Annotated in this window: 24 protein-coding genes and 1 tRNA gene; 18 read left to right on the top strand and 7 right to left on the bottom strand. The window is 69.7% G+C overall.

Translation table 11 applies throughout. From position 1 onward, the window contains the following. Positions 1 to 64 precede the first annotated feature (64 nt). From P0Y48_08455 to rplA, 7 genes are all read left to right on the top strand, one after another. Entirely contained in the window at positions 65 to 502 is a 438-nt protein-coding gene (locus tag P0Y48_08455) for a pyridoxamine 5'-phosphate oxidase family protein (GenBank protein ID WEK12507.1), read from the top strand. 166 nt (positions 503 to 668) lie between these two features. Next, a tRNA-Trp gene (locus tag P0Y48_08450) sits at positions 669 to 741 on the top strand. A gap of 69 nt (positions 742 to 810) precedes the next feature. Continuing rightward, positions 811 to 1,074, top strand: a complete 264-nt coding sequence (gene secE, locus P0Y48_08445; protein ID WEK12506.1) for a preprotein translocase subunit SecE — start codon at positions 811 to 813, stop codon at positions 1,072 to 1,074. Positions 1,075 to 1,141: 67 nt separating this feature from the next. Further along, positions 1,142 to 2,188 carry a transcription termination/antitermination protein NusG gene (nusG, locus tag P0Y48_08440; protein WEK12505.1) on the top strand — a complete coding sequence of 349 codons (1,047 nt, stop codon included), beginning with the start codon at positions 1,142 to 1,144 and terminating at the stop codon, positions 2,186 to 2,188. A gap of 310 nt (positions 2,189 to 2,498) precedes the next feature. Beyond that, the gene (locus tag P0Y48_08435; GenBank protein WEK12504.1) at positions 2,499 to 3,329 is read left to right on the top strand and encodes a DUF559 domain-containing protein; all 831 of its coding nucleotides are present in this window, start codon (positions 2,499 to 2,501) and stop codon (positions 3,327 to 3,329) included. Between the two features lie 409 nt (positions 3,330 to 3,738). Continuing rightward, the gene (rplK, locus tag P0Y48_08430; protein WEK12503.1) at positions 3,739 to 4,170 is read left to right on the top strand and encodes a 50S ribosomal protein L11; all 432 of its coding nucleotides are present in this window, start codon (positions 3,739 to 3,741) and stop codon (positions 4,168 to 4,170) included. Between the two features lie 13 nt (positions 4,171 to 4,183). Then, the gene (gene rplA / locus P0Y48_08425; GenBank protein WEK12502.1) at positions 4,184 to 4,873 is read left to right on the top strand and encodes a 50S ribosomal protein L1; all 690 of its coding nucleotides are present in this window, start codon (positions 4,184 to 4,186) and stop codon (positions 4,871 to 4,873) included. Positions 4,874 to 4,939: 66 nt separating this feature from the next. Here the strand turns inward: rplA and P0Y48_08420 are convergent, their stop codons facing one another. Further along, on the bottom strand, positions 4,940 to 5,221 hold the full coding sequence (locus tag P0Y48_08420) for an acylphosphatase (GenBank protein ID WEK12501.1): 282 nt from the start codon (positions 5,219 to 5,221) through the stop codon (positions 4,940 to 4,942). A 46-nt stretch (positions 5,222 to 5,267) separates the two neighbouring features. On the opposite strand from P0Y48_08420, the gene P0Y48_08415 reads away from it, so the two are divergent. Then, positions 5,268 to 5,615 (top strand): DUF1801 domain-containing protein, encoded by a 348-nt coding sequence (locus P0Y48_08415; GenBank protein WEK12500.1) that lies wholly within the window; start codon positions 5,268 to 5,270, stop codon positions 5,613 to 5,615. Between the two features lie 45 nt (positions 5,616 to 5,660). Here P0Y48_08415 and P0Y48_08410 read toward each other — a convergent pair whose 3' ends face one another. Then, on the bottom strand, positions 5,661 to 6,311 hold the full coding sequence (locus tag P0Y48_08410) for a LysE/ArgO family amino acid transporter (GenBank protein ID WEK12499.1): 651 nt from the start codon (positions 6,309 to 6,311) through the stop codon (positions 5,661 to 5,663). A 70-nt stretch (positions 6,312 to 6,381) separates the two neighbouring features. Between P0Y48_08410 and P0Y48_08405 the strand changes: the two genes are divergently transcribed. Continuing rightward, complete coding sequence (locus tag P0Y48_08405) at positions 6,382 to 7,263, top strand: LysR family transcriptional regulator ArgP (GenBank protein WEK12498.1); 882 nt, start codon at positions 6,382 to 6,384, stop codon at positions 7,261 to 7,263. Between the two features lie 20 nt (positions 7,264 to 7,283). On the opposite strand, the gene P0Y48_08400 is transcribed toward P0Y48_08405, so the two are convergent. Next, entirely contained in the window at positions 7,284 to 8,315 is a 1,032-nt protein-coding gene (locus tag P0Y48_08400) for an NADP-dependent oxidoreductase (protein ID WEK12497.1), read from the bottom strand. Positions 8,316 to 8,422: 107 nt separating this feature from the next. Next, complete coding sequence (locus P0Y48_08395; GenBank protein ID WEK12496.1) at positions 8,423 to 9,619, bottom strand: ROK family transcriptional regulator; 1,197 nt, start codon at positions 9,617 to 9,619, stop codon at positions 8,423 to 8,425. 115 nt (positions 9,620 to 9,734) lie between these two features. Between P0Y48_08395 and P0Y48_08390 the strand changes: the two genes are divergently transcribed. From P0Y48_08390 to P0Y48_08355, 8 genes are all read left to right on the top strand, one after another. Beyond that, positions 9,735 to 10,844, top strand: coding sequence for a Gfo/Idh/MocA family oxidoreductase (locus P0Y48_08390; protein WEK12495.1), 1,110 nt, complete (start codon positions 9,735 to 9,737; stop codon positions 10,842 to 10,844). Then, complete coding sequence (locus P0Y48_08385) at positions 10,841 to 12,436, top strand: sugar ABC transporter ATP-binding protein (GenBank protein ID WEK12494.1); 1,596 nt, start codon at positions 10,841 to 10,843, stop codon at positions 12,434 to 12,436. The genes P0Y48_08390 and P0Y48_08385 overlap by 4 nt, the downstream gene beginning before the upstream one ends. Beyond that, complete coding sequence (locus tag P0Y48_08380; GenBank protein ID WEK12493.1) at positions 12,433 to 13,512, top strand: ABC transporter permease; 1,080 nt, start codon at positions 12,433 to 12,435, stop codon at positions 13,510 to 13,512. The genes P0Y48_08385 and P0Y48_08380 overlap by 4 nt, the downstream gene beginning before the upstream one ends. Continuing rightward, a complete protein-coding gene (locus P0Y48_08375; GenBank protein ID WEK12492.1) occupies positions 13,509 to 14,606 on the top strand; it encodes an ABC transporter permease in 1,098 nt (365 codons plus the stop codon). Before P0Y48_08380 ends, P0Y48_08375 begins: the two co-directional genes overlap by 4 nt. After that, positions 14,606 to 15,820 (top strand): substrate-binding domain-containing protein, encoded by a 1,215-nt coding sequence (locus P0Y48_08370; protein WEK12491.1) that lies wholly within the window; start codon positions 14,606 to 14,608, stop codon positions 15,818 to 15,820. Before P0Y48_08375 ends, P0Y48_08370 begins: the two co-directional genes overlap by 1 nt. Positions 15,821 to 16,147: 327 nt before the next feature. Continuing rightward, entirely contained in the window at positions 16,148 to 17,029 is an 882-nt protein-coding gene (locus P0Y48_08365) for a sugar phosphate isomerase/epimerase (GenBank protein WEK12490.1), read from the top strand. Then, positions 17,022 to 18,038 (top strand): sugar phosphate isomerase/epimerase, encoded by a 1,017-nt coding sequence (locus tag P0Y48_08360; protein WEK12489.1) that lies wholly within the window; start codon positions 17,022 to 17,024, stop codon positions 18,036 to 18,038. The genes P0Y48_08365 and P0Y48_08360 overlap by 8 nt, the downstream gene beginning before the upstream one ends. After that, positions 18,035 to 18,331, top strand: coding sequence for a Dabb family protein (locus P0Y48_08355; protein WEK12488.1), 297 nt, complete (start codon positions 18,035 to 18,037; stop codon positions 18,329 to 18,331). The genes P0Y48_08360 and P0Y48_08355 overlap by 4 nt, the downstream gene beginning before the upstream one ends. 4 nt (positions 18,332 to 18,335) lie before the next feature. Here the strand turns inward: P0Y48_08355 and P0Y48_08350 are convergent, their stop codons facing one another. The 3 genes from P0Y48_08350 to P0Y48_08340 all read right to left on the bottom strand — a co-directional run bounded on the left by P0Y48_08350 (position 18,336) and on the right by P0Y48_08340 (position 21,358). Further along, positions 18,336 to 18,794: a MarR family transcriptional regulator gene (locus P0Y48_08350; protein ID WEK12487.1), complete on the bottom strand. Its 459-nt coding sequence runs from the start codon at positions 18,792 to 18,794 to the stop codon at positions 18,336 to 18,338. Between the two features lie 10 nt (positions 18,795 to 18,804). Then, on the bottom strand, positions 18,805 to 20,496 hold the full coding sequence (locus P0Y48_08345; GenBank protein ID WEK12486.1) for an MDR family MFS transporter: 1,692 nt from the start codon (positions 20,494 to 20,496) through the stop codon (positions 18,805 to 18,807). A 172-nt stretch (positions 20,497 to 20,668) separates the two neighbouring features. Continuing rightward, the gene (locus P0Y48_08340; GenBank protein WEK12485.1) at positions 20,669 to 21,358 is read right to left on the bottom strand and encodes a YqaJ viral recombinase family protein; all 690 of its coding nucleotides are present in this window, start codon (positions 21,356 to 21,358) and stop codon (positions 20,669 to 20,671) included. A 137-nt stretch (positions 21,359 to 21,495) separates the two neighbouring features. On the opposite strand from P0Y48_08340, the gene P0Y48_08335 reads away from it, so the two are divergent. Further along, positions 21,496 to 22,455, top strand: coding sequence for a DUF4349 domain-containing protein (locus tag P0Y48_08335; GenBank protein ID WEK12484.1), 960 nt, complete (start codon positions 21,496 to 21,498; stop codon positions 22,453 to 22,455). Positions 22,456 to 22,676: the final 221 nt, after the last annotated feature.

Genomic DNA, 22,676 nt, shown 5'->3' with positions numbered 1-22,676 from the left:
ACGGGCCGGGATTATTCCGGCCCGTCCGGGTGCGCAGCGGGCCTCGGAGGAGGACCATGGTGTCATGGACGACAAGAGTGCGGTCATCACCTACCTGACCGACGAGGAGTGCTTCGCGCGCCTCGGCGAGCACCAGCTCGGGCGCCTGGTCACCCACGCGGGCGACATCCTCGACATCTTTCCGGTGAACTACACGGTCGATGCCGGGACCATCGTGTTCCGTACCGCGGAGGGCAGCAAGCTCACGGAACTGTCGATCAACGACGAGGTCCTGTTCGAAGTCGACGACTACACGGCGACGGATGCCTGGAGCGTCATCGTGCGCGGCCACGCGCAGCGCCTGGAGACATCGGACGAGGTCCGAGCGGCCGACGAGCTGCCGCTGACTCCGTGGATCCCGACGCTGAAGTACAACTACGTCCGGATCGTTCCGACCTCGCTGTCGGGCCGGCAGTTCCGGCGGGGCGAAGAGCCCGATCGCTACGGCATCCAGCAGTACTGAGCCCGGCGTCCGGTTCGCGCGCCGTCGCGGATGCCGTACACTTGTGGACGCAGTTGTCTGCATTCTTTCGTCATGCCCGCGGGTCGCCACACGGCCCGTTCCGGTTACGGTGGAGGGGTGCAGGAGACTGTGCAGCATCCGGAGCGGATCTCGCACGAGGTCCCTTAGGGCGGTAGCTCAATTGGCAGAGCAGCGGTCTCCAAAACCGCAGGTTGCAGGTTCGATTCCTGTCCGCCCTGCGCGTCAGCGTTCGCGTTGACACACGTCCCAGCACCGAGCTGGAACGACGCATTCATACAGGTGGGTACATGGTCCAGGACGAGGCGAACAGCGAGATCGTCGCGGTCGGCGGCGCTTCCCGTGAGAAGAAGCTCAACTTCTTCCAGCGCATCGCCCTGTTCATCCGTCAGGTCTTCGCCGAACTCCGCAAGGTCGTCACCCCGACCCGGCAGGAGCTGGGGAAGTTCACGGCGGTCGTGCTGGGCTTCGTCGTCGTCATGATGGCGCTCGTCTACGGCCTCGACCTGCTGTTCACCTGGGTCGTGAACGTCGTCTTCGGCGTGCCGAGCTGAGCGGAACCCTCGCTCGCCCCACGCGCCGCACCTGACGGCATCCGACCAACCGACGGAAGAGAACCAATTGTCTGAGAAGTACACGGACGACGCCGACTGGGCGACCGCTGCCGAGCAGTCCAGCGAGGACGATGAGGCCCAGGAGGGCAACTACCTCGCCGACCAGGAGCGCTCCGTGGAACCCGCCGAGCACCTCGCGCTCCACGTCGTCGACGAGGACTCCGATGACGAGCCCGACGCGGACGCCGACCTGGACGACATCGACATCGACGACCCGGAGGCCGACGCCATCGTGAACGACGCACTCGAGATCGACAGCACCGACGAGGCGGAAGCCGCCGCCGAGGTTCTCACCGACTCGCTCGCCGAGGAGCAGGCCGAGGCTGCCGCCCAGGCTGCCGACGAGGTCGCCCCGTACGACGGACCCGAGCTCGGTGACGACGACGAGACCGCCGAGGTGGCCGACGCCGACGAAGAGACCGCTGACGAAGACCTCGACCCGTACGAGGCCTACCGTGCCGAGCTGCGCAGCCTTCCGGGCAAGTGGTACGTCATCCATTCCTACGCCGGCTTCGAGCGCAAGGTGAAGGCCAACATCGAGCAGCGCAAGTCGACGCTCGAGGTCGAGGAAGACATCTACCAGATCGAGGTCCCCATGGAGGACGTCGTCGAGATCAAGAACGGTCAGCGCAAGATGGTCACGCGCGTCCGGATCCCCGGCTACGTGCTCGTTCGCATGGAGCTCAACGAGGACACCTGGTCGGTCGTGCGCCACACGCCCGGCGTCACGGGCTTCGTGGGCAACGCCCACAACCCCACGCCGCTGCGTTTCGAAGAGGCCTTCAACATGCTGAAGTCCCTCGTGCAGGTCACCGAGGCGGCTCCCGCCAAGGGCGGCGCCGCCAAGGGCCAGGCCACGCAGTCGCGTGCGATCCCGGCCGAGGTCGACTTCGAGGTGGGCGAGACCATCACGATCAAGGAGGGCTCGTTCGCGGGTCTGCCCGGCACGATCAGCGAGATCAAGCCCGAGAGCGGCAAGCTCACGGTGCTCGTGTCGCTCTTCGAGCGCGAGACCCCCGTCGAGCTGTCGTTCGACCAGGTCACCAAGCTCTGACACACCGCTCTTCGCACGCGCCCCGTCCGGTTTCGGACGGGGCGCGTGTGTTTTGTGCGTGCGCGGGTGGCGCGTGCGCGGGTGGCGCGGGCGCGTGGGTCACGGGGGTGCGAGATCGCGGAGATGTGCGCGATTCGCGGATGCCGCGGCCGCATCCGGTCCGCGATTCGGCACATCTCCGCGATTTTGCGCAGCCGGCGCGTGCCGAGGTGGCGCACGCGCCTCCTCCCCAGCGGTGCAGATCGACATGTCCCTCACGGATGGCAATCGCGCCGCGATGCGGGAGGCGAAGGTCGCCCAGCATGAGGGAATGACCGATCTGTTGGCCGCCGTCCGGGATGCCGGGGGAGTAGCGCGCGTGTCGACCCTCCGAGCGCGGGGCCAGCCGCGTCGCGCGATCGATCATGCCGTCGCGTGCGGTGCCCTCGAGCGTCCTCGCAATGGCTGGGTCGCCGTACCGGAGGCGGACCCCCTGCTCGTAGCGGCGGCGCGAGCGGGTGTCGTCCTCACCTGCCTCACCCAGGCGCGGCGGCTCGGTCTCTGGGTGTTGCACGAGCCGGAGGTGCACGTGGCCGCGCCGCCGCATGCGCACGCGGGCGAGGTACGAGCGGGCACGCGAGTTCACTGGGCGCGGCCGGTGGTGCCCCGGCATCCGGATTCCCTTGTCGACCCCGTCGAGAACGTGCTGTCGCTGGTGGCGGGCTGCGTTCCGCACGAGGAAGCGCTCGCCATCTGGGAGTCGGCGCTGCGCCAGGGTGTGGTCACGCGCGAAGCGCTGCGGCGCCTGCCGATGCCGACGGCGTCTCGCATGCTGCTCGAGGAGTGCTCGTTGATCTCGGACTCCGGCCTCGAGACGTTCATCCCGCTGAGGCTGCGCTTCCTCCGGCTGCCGATTCGCCAGCAGGTGTGGCTGGCAGGCCATGCGGTGGACTTCCTCATCGGCGACCGGTTGGTGCTGCAGATCGATGGCGGTCACCACGTCGGTCCGCAGCGGCGCAGCGACATCGGTCACGATGCGAGGCTGACGCTCCAGGGCTATCACGTCATCCGCGTCGACTTCGCGCAGGTCGTGGCGGGGTGGCCGGAGGTGCACGACCTGATCGTCCGCGCCGTGGCCCAGGGCCTCCACCTCGCACGGTGAGTGGGGTGCGCGGGCGTGGCGTGGTGCGGGTGCGCGGGTGTGGGTGCGCGGGTGCGGCATGGGGTGGTGCGGGTGCGCGGGTGTGGGTGCGGCATGGGGTGGGGCGGGGCGGGCAAACCCGCGGAGATGTGCAGAATGACGGATGCCTCGCGCGGCAGCACTCCGCGATCCTGCACATCTCCGCGATCCTGCTCGGCAGGCGGCAGGCGGCAGGCGGCAGGCGGCAGGCAGCAGGCAGCAGGGGGCAGAGGGCAGGGGCGAGAGCGGATGCCGTGGCATCCGGGATCGGGTAGACTTGAGCGGTTGCGCGCGTGTCGCGCGACGACCCCACCACCGTCAGGAACCGCCTGATCCGTGGAAGCGCGCCCGCTGAGCATCCGCTCGCAGGCGCTCGACAGAAGGAAAGAGAATGGCACCGAAGAAGAAGGTGACCGGCCTGATCAAGCTCCAGATCAACGCCGGTGCCGCCAACCCGGCGCCGCCGATCGGCCCCGCGCTCGGTCAGCATGGCGTCAACATCATGGAGTTCTGCAAGGCGTACAACGCGGCGACCGAGTCGCAGCGCGGCAACGTCATCCCCGTCGAGATCACCGTCTACGAGGACCGCAGCTTCACCTTCATCCTGAAGACCCCGCCCGCGGCGGAGCTCATCAAGAAGGCCGCCGGTCTGCAGAAGGGTTCGGCCACGCCGCACACGACCAAGGTGGGCAAGCTCACCAAGGACCAGGTGCGCCAGATCGCCGAGACGAAGCAGCCCGACCTGAACGCGAACGACCTCGAGGCCGCCTCGAAGATCATCGCCGGCACCGCCCGTTCCATGGGCATCACGGTTGAGGACTGAGGGGAAGACGCACATGGCTAAGTCCAAGGTTTACGAAGCAGCCGCGGCCAAGATCGACCGCGACACGTTCTACACGTCCACCGAGGCTGTCGTCCTCGCCAAGGAGACGGGCTCGAAGAAGTTCGACTCCACCGTCGAGGTCGCCCTGAAGCTCGCGGTCGACCCGCGCAAGGCCGACCAGATGGTCCGCGGCACGGTCATCCTGCCGCACGGCACGGGCAAGACCGCCCGCGTTATCGTCTTCGCCACGGGCGCCGCGGCCGAGGCCGCGATCGCTGCGGGCGCCGATGAGGTCGGCGGCGCCGAGCTCATCGAGAAGGTCGCCGCAGGCTGGACCGCGTTCGACTCGGCCGTCTCGACGCCCGAGCTCATGGGCCAGGTCGGCCGTCTCGGTAAGGTGCTCGGTCCCCGTGGCCTCATGCCCAACCCGAAGACCGGCACCGTGACCCCCAACCCGGCCAAGGCCGTGGAGGAGATCAAGGGCGGCAAGATCGAGTTCCGCGTCGACAAGCACGCCAACGTGCACTTCGTCGTCGGCAAGGCCTCGTTCTCGGCCGAGCAGCTCGACGAGAACTTCAAGGCTGCGCTCGAGGAGATCATCCGCCTCAAGCCCTCCAGCTCGAAGGGTCGCTACATCCAGAAGGGCGCCGTGTCGACCACGTTCGGCCCCGGCATCCCGCTGGACGTCAACTCGCTCGCCTGATCCCACGGGTTCAGGAACAGCGCGAAGGGCCTCACCCACGGGTGGGGCCCTTCGTCGTGCGTGCCGTCAGCCGTCGGTGCGCACCTCGAACGTCGTCGCAGCGGATGCCGAGGCCTCGAGTTCGGTGACGCGCGCACGCGTCACCGACGATCCCGGCGGGCCCTCCGCCATCCACGCGACCACCTCGTCCACCTGCGACCCGGTGCCCTGCACCTCGGCCTCGACGGACCCGTCGCGGAGGTTCCGCACCCAGCCCGTGACGCCCGCCTCTCGCGCGACCAATCGCATCGTGTAGCGGTAGCCGACGCCCTGAACGGAGCCTTCGACGATGACGTGGACGCGTCTCATCGCTCCATCCTGGCATCCACTGGCGCGCCGGTGGGAGGATGCCATCATGGGCACGATCGATGACTACCTCGCCGCACTCGACCCCGCTGACGCCGCCGTGATCGGTCACGCGTATGACCTGGCGCGCGAGGTCGTACCGGATGCCGCGCAGGGACTCGGGTACGGGATGCCGGCGCTCATCCACCGCGGGAAGCCGCTCCTGTCGCTCATGCGCGCGAAGGCTCACATCGGCGTCTATCCGTTCAGCCCCGCGGCGATCGTGGAGATCGATGATCTCCTCGACGGTGTCGATCGAGCGAAGGGGACGATCCGTTTCGACCCCGCCGCTCCGCTTCCGGACGCGACGGTGCGAGCGCTCGTCGAGGCGCGGCGACGCGAGATCGACGGCGCCTGAGCCGTCCCCACCCGCAGCGCCAGACGGCGTCAGTGCCAGACGGCGTCAGTGCCAGACGAGGCTGACGGCGATCGCGATCATCACGACCGCGATGACACCATCGAGGATCCGCCATGCGCGCGGGGTGGCGAGCCACCGGCCCAGGTAGCGTGCGCCGACGGCGAGACCGAAGAACCAGACGACGCTGGCGATCACCGCTCCCGTGGCGAACCACCAACGCTGGTCGCCGTGCGTGCTGGCGACGGAGCCGAGGAGGAACACCGTGTCGAGGTACACGTGCGGGTTGAGCCACGTCAACGCCAGGCACGTCAGCAGAACGGGCGCGAGCCGCGTGGCGGTCGCGGTGCCGCCCTGCCCGTCCTCCGCGCGGTCCGCGCGCGGCGCCGCCGGCTCGACGCGCAGCGCCGCCCCGCTCGGGCGAAGGGCCCGCCGGGCGGCGAGCAGCCCGTAGACGAGGAGGAACGCGAATCCCGCCCACCGCACGACATCGACGAGCCAGGGCACGGCGTGGAGCACGAGGCCGAGCCCGGAGACGCCCAGCACGATGAGCGCGGCATCCGACACGGCGCACACCGCCGCGACGGCCAGGGCGTGCTCTCGCCGGATGCCCTGGCGCAGCACGAACAGGTTCTGCGCGCCGATCGCGACGATGAGGGAGAGGCCGAGACCGAGGCCGGCGACGAGGGAGGGGAGCACGTCGACGACGCTACGGTGTCGTCTGGGATGAAGTCCAGTTCATGATTCTTCAGTCGCGTAAGCTGTGCTCATGCATCTCTCGGCGGAGTGCGCTCGCACGCTCGCCGTCGTGCTCGACGAGGGCAGCCTGGATGCCGCGGCCCGCCGCCTGCACATCACGCCCTCGGCCGTGAGTCAGCGCATTCGCGCGCTCGAGGAGCAGGTGGGGCGTGTCCTGCTCGTGCGGGCGCGACCCGTGCGCCCGACCGACGCCGCGCACGCCGTGGTGCGCTACGCGCGGCAGCTGGCTCTCCTCGAGCACGACGCCCTGGCGGAGCTGGGTTCGGAGGACGATCAGGTGACGATCCCGCTCGCCGTCAACGCGGACTCGCTGGCGACCTGGTTCCTCGCTCCACTCGCGCGGCTGACGGCATCCCGCTCCGTCGTGTTCGATCTGCACCGCGACGACCAGGATTTCACGGCCGCGCTCCTGGAGGCGGGCACGGTGATGGGCGCGGTCACGTCGCGGGCGGATGCCGTCGTCGGCTGTCGTGTCGTGCCGCTCGGCGTCATGCGCTACGAAGCGGTCGCCACCGCCCCGTTCGTCGCGCGGTGGTTTCCGGACGGTGCGGATACGGCATCCCTCTCTCGCGCACCGCGCGTCGACTTCGACCGGCGGGACGACTTGCAGCGTCAGTGGCTCTCGGCCCGTGGTGCGGGAGGCGACGGCGGACCCCGTCACTTCGTGCCCGCCTCGCACGACTTCGCCGTCGCGATCGGGCTCGGTCTCGGGTGGGGTCTGCTCCCGGGCTTCCAGTCTGCCGAGGCGCTGGCCGACGGCCGGCTGGTGCGCCTGGGCGGGGCGCCGATCGACGTTCCCCTGTACTGGCAGCAGTGGAATCTCCGCTCCCCGCTGCTCGACGCCGTCGCCGACGAGATCGTCGCCGAGGGGCGCCGCGTGCTCGCGTCCTGACAGGGGCGACGAGGGTCGGGTCAGGCGTCGCCGACGCGCAGGACGATCTTGCCGCGCGAATGCCCGCGCTCGAGCTCGACGTGGGCCTCCGATGCCTCGGCCAGGTCGAAGACCCGGTCGATGTAGACCTGGATGGCGCCGGAGTCGAGCAGCCGGGCGAGAGTCGAGAGCACGCCTCCGTCGGGGACGACCTTGTACGACGTCGCCCGCACCCCGGCTTCGGCGGCCGCCTCGGCGTAGCCGGGCCAGGAGCCGCTGGGCACCATGATGTAGAGGCCGCCGCGCCGCAGTACCGAGAGCGAGCGGCTGCCGGTGTCGTCGTGGACGTTGCCGACCAGGTCGATGACGACGTCGACCTCTCCGACGACATCCTCGAAGCGGGTCGTGGCGTAGTCGATCGTCACGGCCGCGCCGAGTTCGCGCAGCCACGGGAGGTTCCGCTCCGAGCCGGTGGCCGTGACGTGCGCGCCGAAGTAGGCGGCCAGCTGCACGGCGAAATGCCCCACCCCGCCGGAGCCCGCGTGGATGAGCACGCGCTGACCTTCGTGCGCGTGGGCTGTCTCCACGACGAGCCCCCACGCCGTGAGCGCGGCCAGGGGCACCCCGGCGGCTTCCACGTGGGAGAGCGAGGAGGGTTTGCGGGCGACAGACAGCGTCGGTACGACGACGTACTCGGCGTAGCTGCCGCCGGAGCGCGGGAACGGCACCATGCCGAACACCTCGGTGCCGGGCGGCAGCGGGTGGGCCTCGTGCGGCGCGGAGATCACGATGCCGCTGAAGTCGAACCCGAGGGTGCTCGGATGCCGGTCGATCCCGCCGTGGACGCCGGCACCGGCGCGGGTCTTCGCGTCGATGGGGTTGGTGCCGGCCGCGACGACGCGCACCAGCAGCTCGCTCATCACGGGCGACGGCACGGGCACCGTGCGCACCTGCAGGGCGTCGGCTGCCCCGGGCGCGTCGAACACGATCGCCCGCATCTCGTCGGGTGGGACGACCACCTCGGCGGCGCCGGTGACGGCGTGGGGTGAGGTGCGCAGGGGACGGAACTTCATGGGACGCTCCTTCCGCGCGCATGTCTACGTCGGCAGCACTCGTTGCTGGTGCAGACAGTCAATCGCGGGATTGTCTCAGTCGTGTTACGCCGGTGCTACCACCTGCGTCAGGTGCGAGCGGCTGTGGCGAGGGCCTCGACGTGGGCGGGGGAGAGCACGTGCTGGGTGACCATGATGGCCGCGCCGCGTACGCCCGCCGTCTCGCCCGCCTGTGACTGCACGATGCCGAGGTGCTGGGTCGCGAGGGGGATCGACCGTCGGTACACGACCTCGCGGACGCCGGCGAGCAGGTGCTCTCCCGCGCGGGCGATGCTGCCCCCGAGGACGATGATGGAGGGGTTCAGGAGGTTGACGACGGTCGCGAGGACCTCGCCGACTTCTCGCCCGGCCTGACGCGTTGCGGCGATCGCTGCCGGATGGCCCTGGCGCACGAGGCGGACGACGTCCGCGCTCCCTGCGGCGTCGAGACCCTCGGCGCGCAGCGCTGAGGCGATCGCCGTTCCGCTGGCGATCGCCTCGAGGTCGCGGTCGTCGTCGGGCGGCCGGGGGGAGTCGTGGCTGTACGGCACGTGCACGTGGCCCATGTCACCGGCGGAGCCCTGCGCGCCGCGTTGGAGCACACCGCCCGAGATGATGCCGGCGCCGATGCCGGTGGCCACTTTCACGAAGACGAGGTCGTCGACACCCGACCAGCTGAGCGACTGCTCGCCGAGGGCGAGGATGTTCACGTCGTTGTCGACGAGGACGGGCACGTCGAACGAGCGCCGTACGTAGGCGGGGACGTCGAAGCGGTCCCATCCGGGCATGATCGGCGGGTTCGTCGGCATCCCGGTGGAGTGCTCCACGGGACCGGGCACCCCGATCCCGATGCCGACGAGACTGCCGGGTTCGAGGTGGTGCGCGGCGAGCAGCGCGGAGCCTTCGGCGGTGACGGCGTCGAGCACCGTTTCGGGGCCGGAGCTGATGGCGAGCTGATGCGTCCGCGACGCGATCATGCGCCCGGCGAGGTCGGCGATAGCGATGGTGGCGTGCGTCGCGCCGAGGTCGGCGGCCAGCACGACGCCGGCCGCGGGGTTGAAGGCGACCCGCGCAGGGGGGCGGCCGCCGGTGGATGCCGCTTCGCCCGCCGGTCGCAGGAGCCCGGCGGCGAGGAGCGTGTCGACGCGGCTGGAGACCGTGGAGCGGGCCAGGCCCGTGACAGTGGCGAGCTCTGCCTTCGTGCGCGCACGGCCGTCTCGCAGGATCTGGAAGAGTTCTCCTGCACCGGGAACGGGCGCACCGGCGGCGCGGACGGCGTCGACCATGCGCACAGTAAAGCACAGCGACCTTTGTCGACACACGTGCGACTTTCGGTATCGCTCAGATAACTTTTGACGAAGCGCTAGCAAAAGTCGTCAATGCCGTGTCAGACTCACCCCCATGACTACGGAAGTCACCGACATCGGCGTCGGGACCATACGCGCGGGGCTGCTGGGCGGCGGGTTCATGGCCCGTGTGCACACCGCGGCCGCGCGCGCTGCCGGCGCCGACCTCGGGTCCATCGCGACCTCATCGGTCGCGGGCGGCATCGACGCCGCCCGTCGCCTGGGCTACCGTCGCGCGGGCGCCGACGCCGACGAGGTCCTGAGGGACGCCGACATCGACGTCGTCCACATCTGCACCCCCAACGCGACGCACGCCACGTATGCGCGGACGGCTCTCGCGGCCGGTCACCACGTCGTGTGCGAGAAGCCGCTGGCCACGACGACGCAGGAGGCGCGCGCGCTCGTCGATCAGGCCGCCGGGCTCGGTCTCGTGGGCGCTGTGCCGTTCGTGTACCGGTACCACCCCATGGTCCGCGAAGCGCGGGCGCGAGTAGCCGACGGCACCCTCGGGTCGGTCCTCACCATCGACGCGGCTTACCTCCAGGACTGGATGCTGCTGCCCACGGACGACGACTGGCGCGCCGATGGCGACGCGGGCGGTCCGTCGCGCGCATTCGCCGACATCGGCTCGCACCTCTTCGATCTCATCGAGTTCATCACCGGCCAGCGGGTCGTGAGGGTGTCGGCGCGCACGCGACGCGTCTTCGACCACCGCGGTGACGGTCGTCCCGTGCGCAACGAGGACATCGTCGCGGTGCTGTTCGAACTGGGATCGGGCGCCGTCGGCACCGCGCTGGTCAGCCAGATGGCGGCGGGCCGCAAGAACGCGCTCACCGTGGAGGTCCACGGGCAACGGCAGAGTCTCCGCTTCGAACAGGAGCGCCCGGAAGAGCTGTGGATCGGCGACCGCTCCGCGTCGTCGCTGCTGCTGCGCGACCCGTCGACCGCCAGCCCGGACGCTGCCCGTGTGCAACGTCTGCCAGCGGGTCATCCCATGGGGTACCAGGATGCCTTCGACGCGTTCGTTGCCGACGTGTACGCGGCGGTCGCCGGCGCCGCACCGGACGGACTGCCCACCTTCGCCGACGGCCTGCGTGCCGCGGTGCTCACGGAGGCGGTCCTCGCCTCCGCCGCCACCGACCGCTGGATCGAGGTGCCCTCATGACCGACACCGGACTGACCGACACCGGACCGACCGACACGGCTCTGGACGGTGCGCCGCTCGATTCCGCCGACAGCGCGGCGCTCGTGCTCCGCGCGCGGGGGGTGGGCAAGTCGTTCTTCGGGGTGCGGGTGCTGGAAGGCATCGATCTCGACGTCCGCCGCGGCGAGCTGCATGGTCTCGTCGGGGAGAACGGCGCGGGCAAGTCGACGTTCATGAAGATCCTCGCCGGGGTCCACCCGGCCGACGAGGGGACCGTCGAGTTCGAGGGGCGCACCGTGGCCTTCCCGCATCCGCGACAGGCGATGGATGCCGGCCTCGTCACGGTGTTCCAGGAGTTCACCCTGCTGCCGGAGCGCACCGTCTCGCAGAACGTGTTCCTGGGCAGGGAGCCGCGCCGCGGCGGATTCGTCGACACCCGAGGAATGGTCGCGCGCACGCAAGCCCTCCTCGACGACCTGGGAGTCGGGTTCATCGATCCGGGAGCGCGTGTGGGCTCGCTGACGGTCGCCGAGCAGCAGATCGTCGAGATCGTGAAGGCGTTGTCCTTCGACGCGCGACTCATCTCCATGGACGAGCCGACGGCCGCCCTCAGCGATCACGAGGTCGAACTGCTCTACGCCATCGTGCGCCGGCTGACGGCGCGGGGCGTGGCGGTCGTCTACGTCTCGCACCGCCTGAAGGAGATCTTCGAGCTCTGCGATCGGATCACGATCCTCAAGGACGGGCGTCGCGTGTCGACGGATGCCGCCGCCGACCTCACGCCGGACGAGCTCGTTCGTCGCATGGTGGGCAGGCCGCTGCAGACCTACTTTCCCGGGCCCGTCGACGGGACGACCGTCGGCCCCGCACTGCTCGAGCTCGAGGACTGCGGCAACGAGTTCGTCGACGGCGTCGGGCTCACCCTGCGCGCCGGCGAGATCGTCGGAGTCGCCGGGCTCCAGGGTTCGGGGCGTACGGAGCTGGTCGAGGGCGTCTTCGGCATCCACCCGTTCTCGCGCGGCACCGTTCGCGTGGGTGGTGCGCAGGCACGGTTCCGTCACGCGCGCGACGCCGTGCGTGCGGGCCTCGCCCTCGTGACGGAGGATCGCAAGGCGCAGGGACTCGCGCTGGGGCAATCGGTGCTGGACAACGCGCTCCTGGTCGTCCGCAGTGTGTTCGCCGGGCGCACCCGCGGCGCGCGTCGCGACATCCCCGGCATCCTCAGTGCCCTCGAGGTCAGCTCCCGCGGCCTCGACCAGGAGGTGCGCTTCCTCTCCGGCGGCAACCAGCAGAAGGTCGTGCTCGCCAAGTGGCTCGTCACCGAACCGAAGATCGTGCTGTTCGACGAGCCGACGCGCGGTATCGACGTCGGAGCGAAAGTCGCCGTGTACCAGCTGATGCGGCAACTCGCCGCCGAAGGGAAAGCCGTGCTCATGGTCTCGAGCGAACTGCCGGAGGTCATCGGGATGAGCGACCGCATCCTCGTCATGCGCGACGGTGAACTGGTCGCCGAGCTGACGGCCGGAGCGGCGGAGCAGGACGTCCTGGCTGCAGCGACCGGAGCGGCCCGCGACCACGACGACGCGGCGATGGACGAGGGGGATGCGCGATGAAGCGCCTCCGCCTCGATTCCACGGTCATCGTCCTCGGCATCCTGCTCCTGACGATCGCCGTCGGAGCGGTGCTCGTAGCGACCGTCGGACGAAGCTTCTTCAGCCCCGGCAACATCCGCGACATCCTCACGGGGATGAGCGTGCTCGGTCTCGTCGCGATCGGTCAGACGCTCGTCGTGCTCGGAGCCTCTCTCGACCTCTCGGTCACCTACGTCATGAGCCTGTCGAGCCTGCTGGCCGCGACGACGATGGCCGGCGACCCCGCGAACATCCCCTGGGCGGTCACTTTCACCCTCCTGGTGTGCGCGGCGATCGGCCTGGCGAACGGTCTCATCGTGACCGTGCTCAAGGTCAACGGCTTCATCGCGACGCTCGGTGTCGGACTCATCCTGCAGGGCGTGCTCAACACCAACTTCCAGGGCAGTGCTGGCTCGGTGCCCTGGGACTTCCAGCTCCTCGGCGCGACCGGCGTCGGACCCGTTCCGATCTCGACGCTGATCATGCTCGCGCTCGCCGCGCTGGTCTGGTTCCTCCTGGGGCGCACGCGCACGGGTGCGCACCTGTTCGCCGTCGGCGGCGACCCCGAGGTCGCTCGTCTGTCCGGCGTGCGTACGCGTCCGCCGCTCATCGCGGCGCACGTGATGTGCTCGGTGTTCGCGGGCCTCGCCGGCCTCCTGCTCGCCAGCAGGCTCGGTGTGGGAAGTCCCACCGTGGGCCAGCAGGGAGGGTACGCCCTCCTGTCGATCGCCGCGGTGGTGCTCGGCGGCACGCTGCTCCTCGGCGGGCGCGGCTCCATCTGGGGCACGATCGCGGGGGTCGCGATCTTCGCGGTGCTCGACAACGTCATGAGCGTCATGCAGGTGAACCCGTTCCTCAAGGACGTGGTCCGCGGCATCGTGATCGTCGCGGCCGTCGCCGTGTACAGCCGTCGGGCGATCGTGCGTCGCCGATCGCGTTTCGGGCCCGGCGGCACGCGAACGGGCGAGGATGCCGCGGCCCGCGCGGCCGCACCGGCCATGGCGGCGGCCTCCGCGGCCCTCGATCCCGGCACCCCGGCAGAAGGAGCCTCCCGATGAACGCGCTGCGCACCCTCGTGAGCCCTCGCGGCGCCGTCTTCCTGCTGCTCGTCGTGCTGCTCGTGACGGTGACCGTCCTCAACCCGAACTTCGCCGAGCCCGGCCAGTTCGTGCGCTACATCCAGCGCGTCGCGCCCGTCGCGATCATCGCGATCGGTCAGTACTTCGTGATCATCGCGGGGGAGTTCGATCTGTCGCAGGGGTCGCTCATCACGGCGCAGGTGATCATCGCGGGAAACCTCGTGGGGCAGGACGACGCCCGCACGGTGCCCGTCCTCCTGCTCATGCTCGTCTTCGGGGTGCTCGTCGGGCTCGTCAACGGACTGATCACGACGCTCCTGCAGGTGCCTTCGTTCATCGTGACGCTGGGGATGATGCTCGCCCTCCTGGGCGCGGTCATGTGGTGGACCGGCGGCGCCGCAACGGGCAACCCCGCCGACAGCTTCCGTCAGATCGGTCGCGGCGGCATCCGAGGGCTCCCCGTGCTCGACATCCTCCCGTGGTCGGTGCTCGTCCTCGCGGGCTGGCTCGCGCTCGGGATCTGGCTGACGAAGCGGCCGTACGGCAAGGTGCTCCTCGCCCTGGGTGACAACGCCCGCGCCACGCGGTACGCCGGAGCCCGCTCCTGGTGGATCACGACGCGCGCCTTCATCATCTCCTCCGTCTCGGCGACGGTTTCGGGCGTGCTGCTGGTGGGGTATGCCGGCGTCCACCCGTCTGTCGGTCGCGGCTACGAGTTCATCGCGATCACCGCCGTCGTGCTCGGCGGCGTGGTGCTCGGCGGGGGACGCGGATGGATCGTCGCTGCCGTCGCGGGCGCTTTCGTCCTCGAGGCCCTCTTCCTCGTCCTCAACATCTCCGGTGTCCCGTCGTCGCTGCGCGACGCCGTTCAGGGCGTCATCATCATCGCTGCCGTCGCCTACTCCGGCGTCGTCTTCCGGGCCCGCCGTCGAGCGACGCCCGCACCCGCTTCCCCCGATCCGGGGAAGGAGCCCGACCCGCCCGTGGGCGTCTCGGCTCGCACGTCCGCACCACCTGCCCTCACGGTCGAGGGTGCCGCAGAAAACAGAGCAGAAACCAGAGGAGACCAGTAATGCGTCGATCGACGACGATCGCCACCGCTGCCGTGGCGCTGATCGGGGTGTTCGCCCTCGCCGGGTGCACCACCGACCCGAGTGTGACCCCGCCGGCCGAGACCGACCCCGCGCCCAGCGAGTCGGCGGCCGCGAACGAATGGTTCGACCAGACCCTCTTCGACACGCAGGACGAACAGCGCGGCATCGCGCCGGAAGGTCCCGCCGACGAGCCATACCTGCAGTACATCAACGCCGAGATGGTGGACACGTCGGAGTTCGCGAGCGAGGGTGCCAAGAAGGCCTGCTTCGCGAACGCCTCGATCTCCAACCCGTGGCGTCAGACGGGCTGGATCACGATGAACCAGCAGCTCAAGGTGCTGCAGGACGAGGGGGTGATCAGCGAGATGGAGACCCGCGACGCGCAGGACTCCGACGACACGCAGATCGCCGACATCGACTACTTCATCGCCGAGGGAGGGTGCGACGTCTTCCTCATCTCGCCCAACAGCACCGCGGCGATGACCCCGGCCGTCGAGCGGGCGTGTGACACGGGCAAGCCGGTCATCGTCTTCGACCGCGGCGTGCAGACCGACTGCCCCGTCACGTTCATCCACCCGATCGGCGGGTTCGCGTGGGGCATCGACACCGCTGAGTTCCTCATCGAGAACCTCGAGCCGGGCGACAAGGTGGTGGGTCTGCGCATCCTCCCGGGTGTCGACGTGCTGGAGCAGCGCTGGGCGGCGGCGGATAAGCTCTTCACCGAGGCCGGCATCGACGCGGTGGACTACTTCACGGGCGCCGACCCCGCGGAGATCAAGAGCATCATCAGCGACGAGCTCGCCAAGGGCGACGTCAAGGGCATCTGGATGGATGCCGGTGACGGTGCCGTCGCGGCGATCGAGGCGTTCGAGGATGCCGGAGTCGACTACCCCGTCATGACGGGCGAGGACGAGATGAGCTTCCTGCGGAAGTGGAAGGAGACGGGACTCACGGGGCTGGCGCCGGTGTACTCGAACTTCCAGTGGCGCACCCCGCTGCTCGCGGCGCAGAAGATCTTCGCCGGTGAAGAGGTCCCGAAGGAGTGGGTGCTCCCGCAGAGCCCCATCACGGTCGACGAGCTCGACCAGTACCTGGCGGCCAACGAGGGTATGCCCGACGGCCACTACGCGAAGTTCGGCGGCGAGAACCTGCCGGGCTTCCCCGAGGTTTGGCAGCAGCGCCAGATCCCGTAAGCCGGAACGCGTGCGGCGTTTCGTCTCGCTGCGCTCGCTCAACGACCGTGGGTCCTCGACCCGCCCGGTCGTTGAGCGAGCCGCGGGCGACCTTCCCGGTCGTTGAGCGAGCCGCAGGCGACCCTCCGGTCGTTGAGCGAGCCGCAGGCGAGACGAAACGCAGTACGCCTCCGGTCGTTGCGCGAGCCGCAGGCGACCTTCCGGTCGTTGAGCGAGCCGCGGGCGGGCACGCCTCCGGTCGTTGAGCGAGCCGCAGGCGACCCTCCGGTCGTTGAGCGAGCCGCAGGCGAGACGAAACGCAGTACCACCGTCGAGGAAGAGAGACACATGACTCGCAGGATCGGGGTCAACACGTGGGTGTGGACGTCGCCGCTGAGCGACGACACCCTGGACACCCTCACGGCCAAGGCGGCCGCTTTCGGCTTCGATGCGATCGAGCTGCCGCTGGAGAGCCCGGGAGACTGGGATGCCGTGAATGCACGCGATCTCCTGCAGGAGCGCGGCCTCGAACCCGTCGTCGTCGGCGCGATGGGGCCGGGGCGCTCGCTCCTGTCGCGGGCGGGCGATGTCGCCGCGACGCAGGAGTATCTCCGCGCGTGCCTCGCGGCTGCCGTGACTGTCGGCGCGACGCGCGTCGCCGGTCCGTTCTACGCGCCCACGGGAGTCACGTGGCGCATGGATGCCGACGAGCGGGATCGTGCGGAAGCCGAGCTGCGCGAGAACCTGGCGCCGCTGGTCGAAGAGGCCGGTGCCGCCGGCATCCGCCTGGCCGTCGAACCTCTCAACCGTTACGAGACGAGCCTCCTCAACACGGTCGACCAGGCGCTGCATGCGCTCGGCCCGTTGCTGGGCGACGGCCTCGGAATCGCGCTGGACACGTATCACCTCAACATCGAGGAGAAGCGACCGGACGAGGCGATCCGCCGCGCCGGCGACGCCATCGCGCATGTGCAGGTGTGCGGCAGCGACCGCGGCGCCGTCGGTGCCGATCACACCGACTGGCCCGGCATCCTGACCGCTCTGGACGCGGTCGGCTACGACGGCGTGCTGGGGCTGGAGAGCTTCACGGGGGACAACGCCACCATCGCCGTCGCGGCGTCGGTGTGGCGCCCGCTGGCATCCACGCAGGACCAGCTGGCCACCGATTCGCTCGCGTTCCTGCGAGAGTGGGAGAACACCCGCGTCCGTGCGAAGGAGCATGATGGCTGAGCATCCGGTGACCCTGTTCACGGGGCAGTGGGCCGACCTCCCCTTCGAGGAGGTCGCGGCCCTGGCGGCCTCGTGGGGGTATGACGGGCTCGAGATCGCGGCGTCGGGCGACCACCTCGACCTGAGACGCGCCGACGAGGACGACGCGTACCTGCGCTCGCGGCGGGAGATCCTCGACAGGCACGGGCTCCGCGTGTTCGCGATCTCCAACCACCTCGCAGGGCAAGCGGTGTGCGACGCGCCCATCGACTTCCGGCATGAAGCGATCCTCCGCGACTACGTGTGGGGAGACGGGGATCCGGAGGGGGTGCGCACGCGGGCCGCGGAGGACATGAAGCGCGCGGCGCGCGTCGCGCGCAAGCTCGGGGTGGACACCGTCGTCGGGTTCACCGGATCGTCGATCTGGCCCTACCTCGCGATGTTCCCGCCCGTGCCGCCAGAGGTGATCGACGCGGGGTACGACGATTTCGCCGCCCGGTGGAACCCCATCCTCGACGTCTTCGACGGTGAGGGGGTGCGGTTCGCCCACGAAGTGCATCCGGGGGAGATCGCCTACGACTACTGGACGTCGAAGGCGGCTGTCGCAGCGATCGACCACCGCGAGGCCTTCGGGTTCAACTGGGATCCGTCGCACATGATGTGGCAGGGGATCGACCCCGTCGGGTTCATCGTCGACTTCGCCGACCGCATCTACCACGTCGACTGCAAGGACACACGGATGCGGCCCCGCACCGGTCGCTCCGGCGTGCTCGGCTCGCACCTCGCCTGGGGGGATCCCCGCCGCGGCTGGGACTTCGTCTCGACCGGGCACGGCGACGTGCCCTGGGAGGATGCGTTCCGCGCGCTCGACGCCATCGGGTACGCCGGCCCCATCTCGATCGAATGGGAGGATGCCGGCATGGACCGTCGTCATGGCGCGGCCGAGGCCCTGGCCTTCGTGAGATCACTGCTGTGGAAAGCGCCCGAGGCATCCTTCGACGCCGCCTTCTCGAACCAGGAGAACCCGTGAGCATCCGCCACACCGTCGTGTTCCGACTCGTCCATGCGCCCGGCTCCTCGGCAGAGAGGGCATTCCTCGCCGACGGCCGCCGCATTTTGTCGTCGATCCCCGGGGTCGAGGGCTTCGAGGTGAACCGCCAGGTGAGTGCGAAGAGCGAACTCGGTTACCAGTTCGCGATGGTGTTCTCCGACGAGAGCGCCTACGCGGCCTACGATGCTCACCCCGACCATGTCGGGTTCGTGCAGGGTCGCTGGGTGCCCGAAGTCGCCGAGTTCCAGGAGTACGACTTCGTCGCGTACTGATCGCCTACGGACGTGACCCCGTGGTGAGCGCGTGCAGCAAGCGCGTGAGGCTTCGGATGTCGTCGACGGGCCAGTCTTCGAGGTTGCGCAGCAGCAGGTCTTCCTGCGGCAGGCGCGCGGCGGAGAGCCGTTCCAGACCCCGTGCGGTGGGGGAGAGCAGGCTGGACCGCCGGTCGCGCGGATCGGGGGCGCGCTCGATGAGGCCGAGTTCCTCGAGCTCCCGCACGGTGCGCGAGAGCTGCCCCTTGTCGACGAGCAGGTCGTCGGCCAACGCCGACTGCGTGATCGACTCCCGGCGGACGATGGTCGTGAACACCTTGTACGCGCCGGGCAGCATGCCGGGACTCACTCGATTCGCATTCTCGGTGAGGATGCGGCGGAAGTGATTGATGAGCTCCCCGAACTGGGCCTCGAGGGCGCGCACCGCGTCGGTGCGCGCCTCTCGGGTATCGGTGGTCGACATCGGATCGACCCTAGCGCGTCGCCTTGCCGCGACCGGTGGCTGCGGCATCCACGGTCGGGACGGCGCCGGTCGCGGTCAGCGTGCCCATGGCCTGCGGCGCGGACACGGTCGCGAGGTCGGCTTCGCCGGCCTGCAGCCGTTCGGTCGTGGTCATGGTCGTGAGCGGCTTGTTCGGGAGGAAGACGATCGCCAGCAGGCTCAGCACCGCGAACGGCACGGCGATGAGGAAGGAGTGCGAGATGCCGTTGGCGTAGATGTCCTCGAACACGACGCGCAGCGCCTCCGGCATCGCCGACACCTGCGGGAGGGTTCCCGACTGCAGCTGCTCTGCCCACGTCTGCGCATCGGCGCCGAGGGATGCCAGTGCGGTGCGGATGTCGTCGGCCCGCTCGGTCACGAGCTCGGTGACGCGCGTGGCGAGTGCCGCGCCCATGACCGAGACGCCGACGGTGCCGCCGAGGCTCCGGAAGAACGTGACGCCGGAGCTGGCGACGCCGATCTGGGCGGGCTCGGTGGTGTTCTGCACGACGAGGACGAGGTTCTGCATCGTCATGCCGACACCGGCACCGAGGAGGAACATGTAGATCGACACGAGGGTGAAGTCGGTGTCGTAGTGGATGGTCGACAGCAGCGACGATCCGGCGATGAGGAACACGGCGCCCACGACGAGGAACGCCTTCCACTTGCCGAACCGGGTGATGAGCGCGCCGACGCCGATCGAGGCGACGAGCAGTCCACCGATCATGGGGATCGTCATGATGCCCGCTTCGGTGGGCGTCGCGCCGCGCGCGAGCTGCATGTACTGGCTGAGGAACACGGATGCGCCGAACATCGCGATGCCCGTCGCGATCGAGGCGATGACCGACAGGGTGAAGGTGCGGTTGCGGAAGAGCGTGAGCGGCACGAGCGGTTCGCGGGAGCGCAGCTCGACGATGACGAACAGCACGGCGCCGACGATCGCGCCGCCGACCATGAGCACGGTCTCCGTGCTCCACCAGTCGAACGAGTCGCCGGCGAGGGTCACCCAGATGAGCAGCAGCGACACCGACACCGACAGCAGCACGATGCCGATGTAGTCGATCGACGCCTTCTTCTTGGCGCGGGCCGGAACGTGGAGGGTTTGCTGCACCAGGATCAGCGCCACGATGGCGACCGGCAGCGCGACGAAGAAGTTCCATCGCCATCCCCAGGCGTCGGTGATGACACCGCCGAGGAGCGGGCCGCCGATGGTGGCGACGGCCATGACGGCGCCGAACAGGCCCATGTAGCGGCCGCGCTCGCGCGGACTGATGATGTCGGCCATGAGCACCTGGCTGAGGGCCGCGAGGCCGCCGGCGCCGATGCCCTGCACGGCGCGGAAGGCGATCAGCATCTCGGGGTTCTGCGAGAAGCCCGCCGCGGCGGTGGCGAGGACGAAGATGACGATCGCGAGCTGGTACAGCACCTTGCGGTTCGTGAGGTCGGCGAGCTTCCCCCAGATCGGGGTGGAGATCGCGGTCGTCAGCAGGGTCGCGGTGACGACCCACGTGAAGGCGGCCTGGGTGCCGTCGAGGTCGTGGATGATGACGGGGAGCGAGGTGGACACGACGGTCGATGCGAGCATCGACACGAACATGCCGAGGAGGAGGCCGGAGAGTGCTTCGAGCACCTGCCGGTGGCTCATCCGAGGCTTCTCGACGGCGTCGGGAATGGAAGAGGACATGCGGTTCCTTGCGGCTTTTAGTTGATATAGGTCAACGGTTGAGATCGGTCAACTATAAACTCAATCGTTGACACGCGTCAACTATTCCCGCAGGCGTCGCGAATCCTGCCGTGAGCGCGCCGAATGTCGTCGGGTAGCACGTCGGATACCGGCGGACGTCGCGACGGGAAGGTCAGTCCGCGAGGGCGAGCGCGCGGAAGGGCTCACGCGGGCGCGGCGGAACGGCATCCGTCGGCGCAGACGGGGCGCGGCGCAAAGTCGTCCGGCGGTAGAGCTCGTCGATCAGTTCTGTGGCGAGGCCCACGAGGTGGCGGATCTCGCGTTCGTCGCGATCGACCCAGGCGCACCGCGGCTCGTCGCCCACCGGCACGAAGTCGGAGTGCTCTTCCCAGACCACCAGCGTGCGCTCGGCGCCCAGGACGTGCTGCTGCCACCACACCTGCCGCAGATACGTGCGGGGGATCGAGCGCCACGTCTTGTTGGTCGTCTTGATCTCGCACAGCGTGACCCGGCCGGTCGGGTCGACGGAGATGCCGTCGGGGGTCGCGAGGTGGCGCTTCTCGACCTCGGCGTGGAAGAGTGCGGAGGACGGCTGGATGGCGTGGGTCGCGGCCACCCACGCGGCGATCTCGGGCTCGCGGCGGCGCCCGTGGGCCGTGTACGCGTTGCCGGAGAAGCTCGATCCGCCCGACAGCTTCGCGTCGGCCGCGCGCTGGATCGCCTTGCCGCTCGTGAGCTGAGCGACGTCGGTGGCGGTGATGCCGCGGGAGCGCGCTCGCATCCAGCTGACGCGGTCGCGCGAGTCGGCGATGATCCGGGATGCCAGGTGAGGCGCGACGCGTGCGATGGCCTCCGGACTCATGCTTCGAGGGTAGCCCGCGCATCCGACGTGCTCCCGCACGACACCCGGGCGCGCGCACCGCGACGTCCCCGCGGGGGCGCGGCGATCGTTATGGGACCGACACGCGCCGTCTCCCGGCCGCCCAATACGGTCGGAGCATGGGCCTCGATGCGACCTCCACCCGATCCCCCCGACGTCGTCCGCTCGCCGCGATGCTCGTCGCGTCTGCGCTGATCGTGCTGGCACTGGCGGGATGCTCGGCGATGAGCGGTGCGTCGGATGGCGGCGGGGCGCCCGAAGGTGTCGTCGACGACGGCGGGGTGGAAGGCGGCGGCGAGACCGCGGAGGAGGGGCGCTCGGTCATCGTCGAGGGCTGGATGGCGATCTCGGTCGACGATGTCGTGGCGGCATCGGCCGACGCGCAGGGGATCGTCTCGAGAGCCGGTGGCCGCATCGATGCCCGTGAGGAGTCGACCGAGGAGGGCGGGGAATGGTCGACGTTGACTCTCCGCGTGCCCGCAGCAGCGCTCGACGCCGTCGTGGAGGATCTCCGCGGCCTCGGCGAGGTGGACCGCGTGTCGACGTCGTCGACCGATGTGACGGGCGCCGTCCGCGACGTGGACGCCCGCATCGCGGCGCTCGAGACGACTCTCCAGCGGCTCACGGCCTTCCAGGACAAGGCGACGCGCGTCGACGACCTCCTCGAGATCGAACGTGAAGTGAGCGCCCGCCAGGCCGAACTGGAGAAGCTCCGGGCTGAGCAGCAGTCGTACGCCGAACGGGTGGACTACTCCTCCCTCGAACTGGAGCTGCACCCGGTCGGAACGGCCCAGCCGCTGCCCGGCACGTTCGGCGACGGCTTCGTGACGGGGTGGAACGCACTCGTCGCCTTCGTCGGCGTCCTGCTCGTCGTGTTCGGCGCGATGCTGCCGTGGCTCGTCGTCGCGGGACTCCTGACGGTTCTCATCATCTGGCTCGTCCGCCTCCTCGGCCGCGCTGCCGCGCGCCGTCGCGCCGCCCGCGCACCCGAGGTCGCTCCGCAGGGCGGGCCTCCGGCCGGTCAGCCGGTCATGTCGCACGGTGAGCGAGAGCCGTCCGAGGCTCCGCCGGCATCCTGACCCGGGCGCTCCGGCATCCGGGCGGCTTCGGCGCTGCCGCCGATTTTGGCTCGACCGTCTCGTGCCGTAGACTTCGGGTAAGCCAAAGACCGCTGGTCTCGGTGGTGCCCGCGAGGGTGCCGTCGATGAAGCTCTGCATCGCAGGGGCCCGCGCAGGTACACGAACTCCTCGGGAAACCGAATCGAAGCTCCGTGCGCTTGCGCCGGAGCTTTTGTCATGT

Source organism: Candidatus Microbacterium phytovorans (genome assembly GCA_029202445.1).
GTDB classification, from domain to species: domain Bacteria; phylum Actinomycetota; class Actinomycetes; order Actinomycetales; family Microbacteriaceae; genus Microbacterium; species Microbacterium phytovorans.
The sequence above is the reverse complement of the archived record's forward strand: the minus strand, read 5'-3'. Positions and strand labels throughout refer to the sequence as shown.